Source organism: Melioribacteraceae bacterium 4301-Me (genome assembly GCA_041538185.1).
In the GTDB taxonomy this organism is placed as follows: domain Bacteria; phylum Bacteroidota; class Ignavibacteria; order Ignavibacteriales; family Melioribacteraceae; genus Pyranulibacter; species Pyranulibacter aquaticus.
The window spans coordinates 15978-29837 of record JBGORM010000007.1 but is presented as its reverse complement, the minus strand read 5'-3'; the positions used below and the strand labels follow the sequence as shown (position 1 = coordinate 29837).

11 protein-coding genes are annotated in these 13860 nt (G+C 32.8%); 7 read left to right on the top strand and 4 right to left on the bottom strand.

The window, feature by feature from the left end:
* Positions 1–2784, bottom strand: coding sequence for an excinuclease ABC subunit UvrA (gene uvrA / locus ABRY23_11830; GenBank protein MFA3783741.1), 2784 nt, complete (start codon positions 2782–2784; stop codon positions 1–3).
* A gap of 471 nt (positions 2785–3255) precedes the next feature.
* A complete protein-coding gene (locus tag ABRY23_11825) occupies positions 3256–4851 on the bottom strand; it encodes a DUF4139 domain-containing protein (GenBank protein MFA3783740.1) in 1596 nt (531 codons plus the stop codon).
* Between the two features lie 170 nt (positions 4852–5021).
* On the opposite strand from ABRY23_11825, the gene ABRY23_11820 reads away from it, so the two are divergent.
* The 7 genes from ABRY23_11820 to ABRY23_11790 all read left to right on the top strand — a co-directional run bounded on the left by ABRY23_11820 (position 5022) and on the right by ABRY23_11790 (position 12643).
* Complete coding sequence (locus tag ABRY23_11820) at positions 5022–6530, top strand: nitrogen regulation protein NR(II) (protein MFA3783739.1); 1509 nt, start codon at positions 5022–5024, stop codon at positions 6528–6530.
* Between the two features lie 2 nt (positions 6531–6532).
* A complete protein-coding gene (locus tag ABRY23_11815; protein MFA3783738.1) occupies positions 6533–7912 on the top strand; it encodes a sigma-54-dependent transcriptional regulator in 1380 nt (459 codons plus the stop codon).
* Between the two features lie 94 nt (positions 7913–8006).
* Complete coding sequence (locus tag ABRY23_11810) at positions 8007–9491, top strand: ATP-binding protein (GenBank protein ID MFA3783737.1); 1485 nt, start codon at positions 8007–8009, stop codon at positions 9489–9491.
* The gene (locus ABRY23_11805) at positions 9488–9994 is read left to right on the top strand and encodes a UpxY family transcription antiterminator (GenBank protein MFA3783736.1); all 507 of its coding nucleotides are present in this window, start codon (positions 9488–9490) and stop codon (positions 9992–9994) included. Before ABRY23_11810 ends, ABRY23_11805 begins: the two co-directional genes overlap by 4 nt.
* A 33-nt stretch (positions 9995–10027) precedes the next feature.
* Positions 10028–10990, top strand: a complete 963-nt coding sequence (locus ABRY23_11800; GenBank protein ID MFA3783735.1) for a 3'-5' exoribonuclease YhaM family protein — start codon at positions 10028–10030, stop codon at positions 10988–10990.
* A gap of 44 nt (positions 10991–11034) precedes the next feature.
* Entirely contained in the window at positions 11035–11817 is a 783-nt protein-coding gene (locus ABRY23_11795; GenBank protein ID MFA3783734.1) for a tetratricopeptide repeat protein, read from the top strand.
* Between the two features lie 73 nt (positions 11818–11890).
* Positions 11891–12643 (top strand): NAD-dependent deacetylase, encoded by a 753-nt coding sequence (locus tag ABRY23_11790; GenBank protein ID MFA3783733.1) that lies wholly within the window; start codon positions 11891–11893, stop codon positions 12641–12643.
* A gap of 24 nt (positions 12644–12667) precedes the next feature.
* Here the strand turns inward: ABRY23_11790 and ABRY23_11785 are convergent, their stop codons facing one another.
* Together ABRY23_11785 and queE are read right to left on the bottom strand one after the other, a co-directional pair.
* Positions 12668–13090 (bottom strand): 6-pyruvoyl tetrahydropterin synthase family protein, encoded by a 423-nt coding sequence (locus ABRY23_11785; GenBank protein MFA3783732.1) that lies wholly within the window; start codon positions 13088–13090, stop codon positions 12668–12670.
* Positions 13087–13734 carry a 7-carboxy-7-deazaguanine synthase QueE gene (gene queE / locus ABRY23_11780; GenBank protein ID MFA3783731.1) on the bottom strand — a complete coding sequence of 216 codons (648 nt, stop codon included), beginning with the start codon at positions 13732–13734 and terminating at the stop codon, positions 13087–13089. Before queE ends, ABRY23_11785 begins: the two co-directional genes overlap by 4 nt.
* Positions 13735–13860 lie beyond the last annotated feature (126 nt).

Below are 13860 nucleotides of genomic sequence, written 5' to 3'. Positions count from 1 at the left end.
TCATGAAAGATATTTTAATAGAAATCTTCCTGTGTAAGATTTTTCATTCTCAGCGATCTCTTCAGGGGTACCAGTTGCAACAATTTCACCACCCTTTTCTCCTGCTTCAGGTCCCAAATCAATAATCCAATCTGCGCATTTAATTACATCTAAGTTATGTTCAATAATTATAACTGAATTTCCGTTTTCAATTAACATGTTAAAACAATTTAACAATTTTTTAATGTCATCGAAATGCAGACCAGTTGTTGGTTCATCAAAAATAAAAAGAGTATGTTTATATTTATTTTGCGAGCTTAAATGCAATGCCAGTTTTATTCTTTGAGCCTCACCTCCAGAAAGTGTGTTTGATGGTTGTCCCAATTTTATATAACCCAAACCAACATCGGACAGCACTTGTAATGCACTTTCAATTTTTTTATCTCTGCCGGAAAAGAAATTTAGAGCTTCTTCAACTGTCATATCTAAAACGTCAACTATATTTTTGCCGTGGTAAGTAATATCCCGTACTTCTTTTTTGAATCTTGTTCCTTTGCAGTCTTCGCATTCAAGATAAAGGTCGGCTAAAAACTGCATTTCAATTTTCACATATCCTTCACCTTGGCATGTTTCGCATCTTCCTCCCGGCACATTAAATGAAAAGAAACCGGGTTTATACCCGCGGGACCTGGCTTGAGGGGTAGAAGCAAAAAGTTCTCTTATATATTCATAACCTTTAACATAACTAATTGGATTTGAACGGGGGGATTTGCCTATTGGTGTCTGGTCAACAATTTCTACATCATCGATATATTTAGTCCCCTCTATTGAATCATATTTGCCAAGTTTAGGCGGGTTACCACCGAATGTTTTAACTATTGCACCATAGAGAACATCGTGAATTAGTGTGCTTTTACCGGACCCACTTACTCCTGTTACTACTACAAATTTACGTAAAGGAAATTCAACGTCTATGTTTTTCAGGTTATTTTCTTTGGCACCATAAATTTTTATTGTTTCTGTTTTTTTTGTATTTCTTTTCTGTGGTAATGGGATTTTAAGTTTGCCAGATAAATATTTGCCCGTTAAAGATTTTTCATTGTTCATTAAATCACTATAAGTCCCACAAGCAACAACTTCGCCGCCTTTAGAACCTGCACCTGGACCCATATCAAAGATTAAATCAGCTTCTCTCATCATTTCTGCATCATGTTCAACAACAAGAACTGTATTGCCAATATCTCTAAGTGTTTTCAAAATTTTTATCAATCGCAAATTATCACGCGGATGTAGTCCAATACTTGGTTCATCAAGCACATAAAGAGTACCCATTAAAGCTGAGCCGAGAGAAGTAGCAAGATTTATCCTTTGAGTTTCACCACCGGAAAGGGTGCTGCTCAATCTATCTAAAGTTAAATAGCCTAATCCTACTTCATTTAGAAAAGTAAGGCGTTTAATTATTTCATCTAATATTCTTTTTGCAATTTCGAGTTCGTAATTGGTCAAACTAAGATTTTTGAAAAATTCAAGTGCCTTTTCGATTGACATAACCACAATATCATAGATTGATAAACCAGCAATTTTTACTTGGAGTGCTTCACGCCTTAATCTTGAACCTTTGCACGCTGAACAAGTTGTATACCCGCGGTACTTACTTAAAAGTATTCTAATATGCATCTTATAAGTTTTTGTTTCGAGGTGTTCAAAGAAACCATTTATACCTGCAAAGCCATCAAATCCCTCTTTTATTAGATTCACTTGTTTTTCAGTCAACTTATTAAATGGAACATCAATTGGTATTTTTCCTTTTGAAGCTCTAATAAGGTCACGTAAGTATTTGCTGTATTTTACTGTTCGCCAAGGTGCAATAGCACCTTCCATAATACTTAAATTTGGATTAGGAACAACCAGGTCCATGTCGTAACCCATAGTTTTGCCGAAGCCTTGACAAACTGGACATGCACCAAAAGGATTATTAAAAGAAAAAAATCTTGGCTCAGGTTCTTCGTACCTGATGCCGCAGCATTCGTAAAACTTAGTGAAATTTTTTATCTCCTCAGATTGATTTGAATCTGTTTTTTCTTCAGCATTTATAATCGATAATATCCCTTCACCTTCTTTAAACGTAGTTTCTATCGAATCAGCAAGAATTTCGCGCATCTTACCTTTTTTTATTTTAAATCTGTCAATGACTACTATTATTCCCTCTTTTGTCTTAGGAAGGATTTTGTTTTCGGTTAAATCTATTAGCCGACCATTTGAGTAAATGCGAAAAAATCCCTTTTTTTTCAATAAATCAATTTCATCTTTAATAGTTCTTCCTTCATGAGTATGAAGTGGAAATCCAAGATAAAATTTCGTGTTTTCTATTTGTTCTTCCAACCACTCTGTAACTGTTGTAACTGAATCCTTTTTTACAACATTACCACAATTAAAGCAGATTGTTTTACCAATTCTCGCGAATAATAATCTTAAGAAATCATAAATTTCAGTTGTTGTTCCTACAGTTGATCGGGGGTTACGAGCCCCTGTTCTTTGTTCAATTGCAACTGCCGGAGAAATTCCGTTTATATAATCTACATCTGGTTTATTTATTCTTTCTAAGAATTGACGAGCATACGATGAGAGACTTTCAACATAGCGTCTCTGTCCCTCAGCGTAAATTGTATCAAACACCAAAGATGATTTCCCACTTCCACTTACTCCAGTAAACACAACAAGTTTATTCCTTGGAATTTCTATAGAAATATTTTTTAAGTTATGTTGACGTGCACCTTTTACTATAATTTTATTTGTATTGTCCATTTACAAAAAGAATTTTAATAAAATCGATTTTTTAAGTTACTAAAAAATTCTTTTTGATTAGAAGTCTTGTTAGTTGAATTAGTTGTATCTGCCCATAATAATTTTTTATTATAAAAATTTATTGCGCGAGATTGTAGTATTATTCATGTGATTTTTTTCAAAAAAATACAATAACTTATTCGCCTCGTAAGCTGAGTAAAAAGTGTTTTAGACAGCTTATTATCAAGAAGTAACAACCAACTCAAAAAATTCATTTCTTTTGGAATTGAAAGAAAGGCTCAAAAGCTTAGGTTAATTCATAATTAATTTTGTTTTAAGGAAAAAATATATATTATTTTGTTAGAGTAACATTATTTGAAACAAACTTATAGTCTTTAAGTTACATTCAGCACTTGCTAAAAAGAACTATAAACGGATGGATTAGCAAGCTGGCCGCAATTTATAGTCAAAAACATTTATTGCTCTAATTGCCTAGAGGTTTTGTATTATTTTATTTTTAGGAAAAGTAATCGAATAAATTAATTGTTTTGTTATTGTCTCTCCGGGTTTCAGCTGAACATACCATTGAAGTAAACCTGTCTCCGGGTTAAAATTTGCGCCGCTGGCATTAATTAATTTAACTTCAATATCTTCCTTTTTTGAGATTGGTATTTGGTCTTCAATTAACATTTTTATGGGAAGCATTTTATTATTTTTTGCTTTAATTTCATAAGCAAATGTTCTTTCCACCCTGTTACTAAGAAATTTACTTTCCGTATAATCCTTCAATACGGCTCTGCTCAAAACAATATTGGGATCTCTTCCCAACGAAATAATTAACGAATCCTTTGCAAGTAACGGATTTAAGTAAGTTTTGCCCACAAAAGAATTTTCGAAATAGACGTTTACGTTACCGGGCAGCAAATTATAATTCGACCATTCTTTAAGGCTCCCTATTAGAAAAGCATTATCATCTAATTTAGGCGCTGCATAGTAAACATAATCAGCAGGAAGCTCATTATTCTGAACTTCTAATGTATACATCTTACCATCAGATGGCACAGAAAAATTTAATGAGGGGGAAAACTCTACAGCAAGCTGATTCTGAGCAACAGCAGTATAATCTGCCATTGTTTGTAAATTATCATTTATCTTAGCTTCAGTTTCAGATGTAACTGCTCTTTCCATCAATGTGTTTGGGGCTTTTTTCAAAATAGGTACAGGTTCATAAAAATCAATAAACCAGGGTTGTAGTTCCGGCTTTTGATTACTTTGGTTTGGATTTCTGGTCGACAAAATAATTTCAATATTATTCCAATCATAACCGCTTTTCTGCCAAATATTAGCTTTATAACTTAACCTTGCCTTAGAAGAAATATTGGGTACTCTTATATCATAGTAAGGACTCCAACCCGCATTGGAAATAACGTAAGAAACATATAAGTTGAAATTGACATCAGATTTTGCAGAGATAGTTACCACTAATTGATTTATTCTTTGATTAATCTTGTTTTTCAGCTCTTCGATTTGTTTTTTTATCCTGTCAATTACTAACTGCATTTTTTTTATTTCTAAATCTACCTTATACATTTGATTTTTTATTTCGGTTAATCTTTTTCTATAAAAAGCTGCCATGTTTTGAAGGTCACTCACAGTAACCTTACCTTCTTTTCCGCCAAGTTGTTTATTAGCTAATATGAGATCTTGTTCACTTAATAAAACTTCATTTTCTACTTTTTTTGTGTTCATTAAATTATTTAAGGATTCCAGTGAGTCTTCCAGGATTTTAATCGCAGCATCTCTTTTAGGTAATTGCAAATAATCATATTTCTGAACCACCGATAATATAACAGCGTTGCCATTACCAGTAACTGTAACACTGTTGTTATCCATTCCTTCGGCAAGATTAGTTAATGTAACCTCTGTTACCCCCTTCTTAAGCTGCAGCTCAGCAGTATAGTACAACTGAGCCCCATTAATAAACACTTTTGCAGTTTTTAATTTTGGTTCAACTATCAGTTGTTCAGATGCAAATAATGAATTAATTAACTGAAATAAAACTAAAGCAAAAATGAATGTTTTTTTCATAATGTCTCTTTTAATTTTCTCACTAATTATTAATTATACACAATTTACACTTGTAGTTAATGTTAACCTTATAATTAAATCAGATTTCTTTCAAATGAAACATGCATTACTTATTTTAAATAATAAGTTATTAAAAAAATAAGCCAAGTAAAAGTCTACTTGATTAACCAATGAAAAAACTCCTTTTAGATTTCTTCAAAAAATATTTTGATTCAATAACTGAGAATTGGACTGCAAGGGTTGTTAAATTGCTAAAAGGCAAACTTACAGACTCTCAAGTTACAACATTTGTTGAAAGCAGTCTTCGTACATTCATGGAAATTATCGATAAATCTGATTATTCAGCTGCTGACAATTATTTAATAGAAGCTTACAATCTTTTTACAAGTTCGAATTTAAATTTGCTTGAAATCAGCCAAATTTTTACTTCAGGCAGATACTCATTCATACCATTTATAGAAAGTGAACATTCAAATGATTTCGACCCCTTATTAGTTAACGGCTACGTCGATGAACTTTTTGAACAGACTTTTGCAAGGTATGGGATGCTACACCAAGAAGCTCAATTAAAGGATTTAAAAAATGATAGAGACAGACTTGCAGCTAAACTTAGCAATAACCAAGAGTACCTTAAAAGCATTTTACATTTATCAGATTCTGCAATTATGGTAATAGATAATAACGAAAAATTTATTGCTTGGAACAAAGGTGCAGAAAAAATTTTTGGTTATACTGAGCAAGAAGTTATTGGAAAACCCTCGTCACTGCTTTTGCCACCTGGTGAAAAATATCTAAACGAACTGAAACTAATCCAAGATGTTGTAAACGAAAAGGGAGAAATAAAAATATTTGAGACCGAACGAAAAACAAAGTACGGGGATATTATTACTGTTAAACTTAATGTTACAAAATTGCCAAGCAACAACGGTGAATACGTAGGCAGAAATGTAATTATTAAAGACTTTACAGAATTTAAAAAACTACAGGCACAAGTTAATCAGTCCGAAAAATTGGCTGTTATTGGTCAATTAGCTGCCGGGGTAGCCCACGAAATTGGTAACCCACTTGCATCAATCTCTTCACTGGTCCAAATTCTTCAAAGGAGAAGTAAAGATGAATTTATTAGTGAGCAATTGGCCAATATAAAAGAAAATATTGACCGCATTTCCAAAATCGTAAGAGAACTTGTTGATTTCTCTAGGCCACCTACTTATGAAATCGGACTCTTTGATTTGACAGACATAATTAAGACCGCACTTGGAATTGTAAAGTATGATAAACGCGTTAAAAAGGTAAAATTTGAAAGTGAGTTAGAAAAAAATTTACCCAAAGTTGCCGTACCTGCCGATCAGCTACTTCAAGTTTTTGTAAATATACTTCTAAATGCATTAGATGCTATTGAAGGCGAAGGAAATATATTCGTAAAATCATACAGCAAGGACAATCATGTTTTTATTGAAATTACTGATGACGGCTGCGGTATGGACAAAAATATTATAGAAAAAATCTTTGACCCATTCTTTACAACAAAAGAAACAGGCAAAGGTACAGGTCTGGGTCTTTCTGTAAGCTACGGCATAATTAAAAAAATTAATGGTGAAATAAAAGTTAAAAGTGAACCTGGCAAAGGAAGTACTTTTACAGTAATAATACCAATTGCAGATAAGTTGAAGGAGTAACAATGTCAGCAAAAATCTTAATTGTAGACGATGAAAAAACAATTCGCGATTCATTAAAAATGATATTGGAAGAAGAAGGTTTTCAGACTTTAACAGCTTCCGACGGCGAAGAGGCACTTAACATAATTAACAGTAATAATGATATCGAAATAGTAATAACTGATATAAAAATGCCTAAAATAGATGGCATGCAGCTGCTGGAACAAATATCTGAAACTCATCCCGGAATTTTCTTTATAATTATGACAGCATATGCATCAGTAAACACCGCAATTGACTCACTTAGAAAAGGGGCTTTCGACTATTTAATTAAACCAATTGAGTTTGACGATTTAATAATTCGCGTCAAGCGACTGGTAAACTATAAAAAACTTGCTCTCGAAAATAAAGCTCTTAAACAAAAAGTTTCATTAGAAGCTAAGTTTACTAATCTAGTCGGCAAAAGTGAATCGATGAAAAAAATCTTTAGACTAATAGAACAAGTAGCCCCGACAAATAGTAATGTTCTAATTTTTGGCAAAAGCGGAACAGGCAAAGAACTTGTCGCAAAAGCAATCCACTATAACAGCAAAAGAAAAGATAATATTTTCTTGCCGATTAACTGTGGTGCGATAGCTGAGAACTTAATTGAAAGTGAATTATTCGGGCACAAAAAAGGCGCTTTTACAGGCGCTACAGAAGATAAAGTTGGTCTTTTCAAATACGCTGACGGCGGAACCTTATTCTTAGATGAAATTGGCGACCTTCCATTAAATTTGCAAGTTAAACTCTTACGCGCCATTGAAGACAAAGAATTCATACCAGTCGGTTCTACTAAACCTGTTACAACTGATGTAAGAATTATTGCTGCCACTAATCAAGATTTACAAGAAAAAATTAAAAACGGTCAATTTAGAGAAGACTTATTTTACAGATTAAACGTCGTTGAAATTAAATTGCCCACGTTAAATGAAAGAAAAGAAGATATACCATTATTAGTGAACCATTTTATTGAAAAGTATTGCAACGAAATGGGCAAAAAAATATTAGGCGTAGATAACGAAACTATGAAAATTCTTATTGGTTACGATTGGAAAGGCGGGGTGCGCGAACTGGAAAATATAATTGAAAGAGCAATAATCTTCTGCAAAAACGATTTTATCACTATTGACGATTTACCTGACTACTTGAGGGGTGATTCAGCTTACCAGGCTTATCCAGACTCACTCAAAGAAGCTGTTAAAAATTTTGAACGTGAACACATAATTAAAACAATTAAAAAATATGACTATAACAAAGAAGAAGCTGCAAAGGCTTTGGATATTGGGCTTTCTTCTTTATATCGCAAAATGGATGAATTAGGTATCCCAACAAAATTTACTGACGAAAACAAGGATGATTGACAATATTAAATAAAACAATATTTTTTGCTAATACTATCTTATGAACTAATCTGCTATTTTGTTATATTACATAAGTTTCAATTAAAACCAACAAATGGCTAACTCTAATAATTATATATCACTGCTTAATTACTTCACAGAAGGATTTACCGAAATATTTTATTCCATTAAAAAAAACGACAAAGAATATTTTACTAATACTATACTGCCGTGCACAGGCTACACTGAAAAGGAAATATTAGAATTACCATCAGGGTTTTTCTCTATTGTTTTTCCAGAAGACCAAGAGAAAGTAGAAAAATCTTTGGCAGAAATTAACAATAATCTTTCCAAGTCTAATTTTGAATTAGAATACCGCATCCAAACAAAGGACGGAAAAATTAAATGGCTTAAGGAATTTATTCATGTTGTTAGAAATAAATCCGGGAAAATTCAAGAACAAAAAAGTCTTTACATCTGCAACAACAATAAAAACAACGAGAATGAACTGCAAAAAGCTTACGAGTCCTTAAAGGAATTAAATGCGTCAAAAGATAAATTTATCTCAATCGTATCCCACGATTTAAAAGCTCCGTTTACTACTCTGCTTGGGTTCTCTGAAATTCTTCTAAATGAAAAAGATTTATCTGAAGAAGAAAAGGAGGAGTACTTAAAATACATTTACGAGGCTTCTAAAAGTCAATTACAACTGATTAATTGTTTACTTGATTGGTCTAGGTTAAAAACCGGAAGAGTGAAAATTGAACCCGTCAGATTAAATGTAAAAGTGGCTGTAGCCAATGCCATTACTCCTCTTACAGGCGACTCAATAAGAAAAAATATAGAAATAAAGCAGGACATCCCACCAGAATTCAATATTAATGCAGATGAAAGACTATTTGGACAAGCAATTTTCAATCTTGTTAGCAATGCTATTAAGTTTACTCCTGAGGGCAAAAGAATTTATATATCTTCACAACGTTTTAAAGAAGGGGTAATTGAAATTATTGTTAAAGATGAAGGAGTAGGAATTGCCGAAGAAAATTATAACAAGCTTTTTAGAATAGATGAAAAATTTGTTTTAGCTGGTACCACTGGAGAAAAAGGAAGTGGTATGGGCTTAACACTTGTAAAAGAAATTGTGGAAAAACATGGTGGTAAAGTATGGTTCTACTCCCAATTAAATGAGGGCAGCGAGTTTCATTTAACTTTTCCCGAAGCAAAAAATGTAATTCTTATCGTTGAAGCCGATGAGAAAGACAAATTATTACTAAAAAATATTATCGAAAGAGAATTCAATAACTTTGAAATTTCCTATGCAAAAAACGGCTATGAAGCAATTAGTGCTTTCCAAAAAATTATCCCAACAATAATAATTACCGAACACGATATGAAATTAATGAATGGCATACAACTAATTGAAGCAGTTCATAACAAGGAAGCAAACTACAATATCTCCTTTATCGTAACTGCTAATACATTAACTGAAGAAACCAGACGTAAATACGAAAGGCTGGGAGTACAAAAAATAATTACCAAACCAGTAGACGAAAAACAACTTGTTGATGCTATTAATAATTGCCTTTTTAATAATTTATGAATCACGAAAATAAAAATTGGTTTGTATTGTACACAAAACCGCGTCAAGAATTTAAAGCTGCAGCGCAGTTAGAACAACATAAAATTGAACACTATCTGCCCACAATTAAGAAAATAAAACAATGGAGCGATAGAAAGAAAAAAATAATCGAACCAATTTTTAGAGGATATATTTTTATATACTCAACCGAAAAAGAAAGATTAATTTCGTTAGAACAGCCATCAATAGTAAAAAGTGTAATGTTTGAAGGCAAACCAGCAATAATACATCAGACAGAAATTGAAAATATAAAAAAAATGCTAAGTGAAACTAACGATATTGTAGTGGTAAATAGAATTGAGAAAGGGAGCAAAGTAAAAGTAGTAGCTGGCCCATTTCAAGGGGTAAGTGGAGTAGTGATTCTTAATTCCCACAACCAACAAATCCTCTCCGTTTCAATTGAAATGATGAATAGATCAATAAGAGTAACATTGCCCTACGATAGTGTGATTAAATACATATAATTTATAACTAAATAAATCAGCTGATAAAATAGAATGAACAAGCAAAAAAATTTGAATGAAATAAAGCCTGGCGAGGAAATTATTCTTTTTTTAGTAGTGGATAAAATTGAACTAAAAACTACTAAGGGTGGTAATCCGTATTTAAATTTGGAATTGAGAGATAAAACGGGATCAATTTCAGCTAAACTTTGGGAGCGTGCTGAAGAAACGTATTCTCAAATTATGCCTAATTCGATTGTTAAAATTGCTGGTAAAATGGAAGAATTTAACGGGAACCCTCAAATAAAAATAGAAAAAATAAGACCTGCTGTTGAAAGCGATGGTATTTCGTTCGAATTCTTTTTGGCAAAGTCCAATAGAAAATTGGAAGAAATGATTAATGAACTAAATAGCTTTATTGAGTCAGTAAAAAATCCTTTCTTAAATAAGTTGTTAGTTACTGTTTTCAGCGGAAAAACTCTTGAAAAATTTCAAACTGCACCGGCTGGTAAAGGATGGCACCATGCTTACATTCATGGATTACTTGAACATACCATAGAGATTGCTAAAATATGCGAGCTTATGTGCACTTTTCACAAAGAATTAAATAGAGACTTGTTAATCAGTGGTGCTTTGCTTCACGATTTAGGCAAAATAGAAGAGTTAACATATCAAACTTTTTTTGATTATACTGATAAAGGTAAATTATTAGGACACATTGTGATAGCCGCATTAGAAGTTCAACAAGCGATTGACCGGATAAATGATTTTCCTGAAGAGCTAAAAGAGCAAATTTTACATTTAATTTTAAGCCATCAAGGCAAATTAGAATTTGCATCTCCTGTAGAGCCTCGCACACTTGAAGCAATTACACTTTACCAAGCTGATGAACTAAGTGCAAAGACAAATGCATATAAACTTGCTATAGCTGCAGAAAAAAATAAAGATGTAAGTTGGACTAAATATCTTCCTCTTGCCGAAACCTCATTGTTTATTCCCAAAAATAATCAGAGTTAATTGATTTTTTAATAATAAATTTAACAACAAAACAGAAGGGAAACATGAAAACAAAATTATTTTTATTGCAGCTAATCATTAGTTCATTAGTTATAGCAAGCATCATTTGCGCACAATCATTAGATGAATTACTAAGCGAAGGCGACCAATTTGCCGACAAATTTGAAAATGAAAAAGCACTTGCAGTTTTTCAAAAAGCTGAAAAACTTTATCCCGATAATTGGGAAGTAACCTGGCGTATAAGTAAAGCATACGTTGATATTGCCGAAAAAATGCCGAACAAAACAAGCGAAGAAGAAAACGCTCAATTAGCCGTCTATCAAAAAGCGCTGGATTATGCTGAAAAAGCCGTAAAACTTGGTCCGGATAAAGCTAATAGTTATGTTCGTCGTGCAATAGCTAATGGCAGAATTGCTCTTTTTAAAGGGGTTTTCTCAGTTGCAGGAGTCGTAAATTCAGTTAGAGATGATTGCTTAAAAGCTATTCAACTTGGCAATGGCGGAAACTTTGTTCAAGCAATTGCCCATTATGTGTTAGCAAGAACTCATGCAAAAGCAAGTGAAAAATGGAAACCTGCTCGTTCAATTATTGGTCTTGGCTGGGCTGATAATGAAGTAGCTCTTAAAGAATACAAAAAAGCAATAGAACTTTATCCCGAATATATAATGTTCTATGTTGACTATGCTGTTTCTTTGGGCAGAGAGGACAAATACAAAGAAGCAAAGGCAATGTTAAACAAAGCATTAACTCTACCAATCAAAAATCAAGAAGACCCAAAGAAATTAGAAGAAGCTAAGTCGCTACTAAATAAATGGAAAAATGAGTAAAAGCATAAACTGCAAATGCTTATGAAAAATTTATAGTTATATAAAACTAAGGCAATTTTTTTGGCTTTTCGCTATGGAATTCAAAAAAGAATTTTTAGAAAGACTTAATATTGCAAAGAAGATAGTTTTTTTTACTGGGGCAGGAATTTCTGCCGAAAGCGGTATCCCAACCTTTAGAGGTAAAGATGGTATATGGAATAAACTAAAACCAGAAGAACTTGCAAATTTCAATGCGTTTTTGAAAAATCCGGATATGGTGTGGGAATGGTACCAACATCGAAAAAAAATAATACACGAATCCAAACCCAATGCCGGTCATTTTGCTATTGCCGATTTTCAAGATTACTTTGATGATGTTGTTGTAATCACTCAAAACATAGATAACTTACATAGAAGAGCTGGCAGCAAAAAAATATTTGAATTACACGGTAACATAGAACGAAACTATTGCATTGACTGCGGTACATTTTATAACACGCCCGAGCTTGAAATTACCGAAGGAGTGCCCAAATGTAAAAAATGCGGCGGCTTAATTAGACCTGATGTAGTTTGGTTTGGTGAGATGCTGCCAGAAGATCAATATACTCAAAGCGAGAAAGCAGCACAAGCGTGTGATATTTGTTTTGTAGTTGGCACTTCGGCAGTCGTCTATCCAGCAGCGTTTATCCCGTTATCGGCAAAGCAAAGCGGCGCATATATGGTTGAAATTAACATTGAGCATACTGAATTTTCATATTATGCAAATTATTCTATTTTAGGAGAAGCCGGGAAAGTGCTGCCCTTAATTGTAGATGAATTAAAAAAAATAAGAGCAATTAAACAATAAAATTCAGCATGCTCTTTCTTACTTTTAGTTATTTAATTGGATAAAGTCTTCCGCATAAGAATTTTCTGTTTCATAAATTCTAACTCGTATCGAAAAAATATTTCGAGGCAGATCAATATTCTTAATTCTTTCCAAAAAATACTTGCAAATATTTTCTGCAGTTGTGTGATAATTTACAATCACAAAGCGGGAGTTTAATTTTTTTAATGATTCAATTAGCTCGTAATCTTTCTCATAAACAAGAACTGAATGATCAAGCTCATCAACAATAGGATTAATTAAAGATTTTACATCGAAGTAGTCAATTACCATACCGTCTTGATTTACCTGTCCTTCAAACTCAAGAATCATTTTATATGAGTGACCGTGCAGGTTTTTACACTTACCATTGTGATAAGGAAGTCTATGACCCATTTCCCATCTAAATTCTTTAGCAATTTTCATCATACACCCTTTGTAGAAGGTTCCCAAATATATTTATGCATCTGCAGTTGAAATCGGACATTTAACTTATCTTCTAAAATCCAGTTCACTAAAGTAAGGGGTTGTAGTTCCCCAAAAACAGTAGAAAAGAGAACAGTTAATTTATCATTCAAGTTATATTTTTCAATAATTGATTTTGACCATTCATAATCTTCGCGGTTGCCGATAACAAATTTTATTTCATCAGTGGGCTTAAGGTAGTTAATGTTCTCATATAAGTTTTTTTTCATCATCTTACTTGAAGGCGTTTTTAAGTCCATTACAATTTTGACCCTTTTATCTACATCTTTAATAGGCAGGCTACCGCCAGTTTCCAGCATCACTAAAAAACTATTATCGCATAGTTTCTCCATAAGCTTCAATGACTCTTTTTGAAATAAAGGCTCTCCGCCTGTAACTTCCACTAACTTGCAATTATACTCTTTCACTTTTTCTATGATGGAATCAATGCTCATATCAACACCTTCATAAAATGCATACTCAGTATCACAGTAAGAACATCTTAAATTACAGTAAGTGAGCCTCACGAAAACGCAGGGCAATCCAGCCAACGAACTTTCGCCTTGAACCGAAAAAAATATTTCATTTACTTTTAGTATGCCGTTCACATTACATCCTTTTTTATTTGTTCAGCAATATAAGCTATAAATTAGGATATTCATTAACAGCCAATCTTTTAGTCTATGCTTAAAGTTTGATTTATAGATAGTATAATAGTTATATTTACACCCCAA

What these genes read in the sequence shown, in the direction of transcription:
- ABRY23_11825 (MFA3783740.1), bottom strand. Translation starts at nt 4,851, where the DNA reads ATGAAAAAAACATTCATTTTTGCTTTAGTTTTATTTCAGTTAATTAAT.
- ABRY23_11785 (MFA3783732.1), bottom strand. Translation starts at nt 13,090, where the DNA reads ATGATGAAAATTGCTAAAGAATTTAGATGGGAAATGGGTCATAGACTT.
- ABRY23_11795 (MFA3783734.1), top strand. Translation starts at nt 11,035, where the DNA reads ATGAAAACAAAATTATTTTTATTGCAGCTAATCATTAGTTCATTAGTT.
- uvrA (MFA3783741.1), bottom strand. Translation starts at nt 2,784, where the DNA reads ATGGACAATACAAATAAAATTATAGTAAAAGGTGCACGTCAACATAAC.
- ABRY23_11820 (MFA3783739.1), top strand. Translation starts at nt 5,022, where the DNA reads ATGAAAAAACTCCTTTTAGATTTCTTCAAAAAATATTTTGATTCAATA.
- ABRY23_11810 (MFA3783737.1), top strand. Translation starts at nt 8,007, where the DNA reads ATGGCTAACTCTAATAATTATATATCACTGCTTAATTACTTCACAGAA.
- ABRY23_11790 (MFA3783733.1), top strand. Translation starts at nt 11,891, where the DNA reads ATGGAATTCAAAAAAGAATTTTTAGAAAGACTTAATATTGCAAAGAAG.
- ABRY23_11800 (MFA3783735.1), top strand. Translation starts at nt 10,028, where the DNA reads ATGAACAAGCAAAAAAATTTGAATGAAATAAAGCCTGGCGAGGAAATT.
- ABRY23_11815 (MFA3783738.1), top strand. Translation starts at nt 6,533, where the DNA reads ATGTCAGCAAAAATCTTAATTGTAGACGATGAAAAAACAATTCGCGAT.
- ABRY23_11805 (MFA3783736.1), top strand. Translation starts at nt 9,488, where the DNA reads ATGAATCACGAAAATAAAAATTGGTTTGTATTGTACACAAAACCGCGT.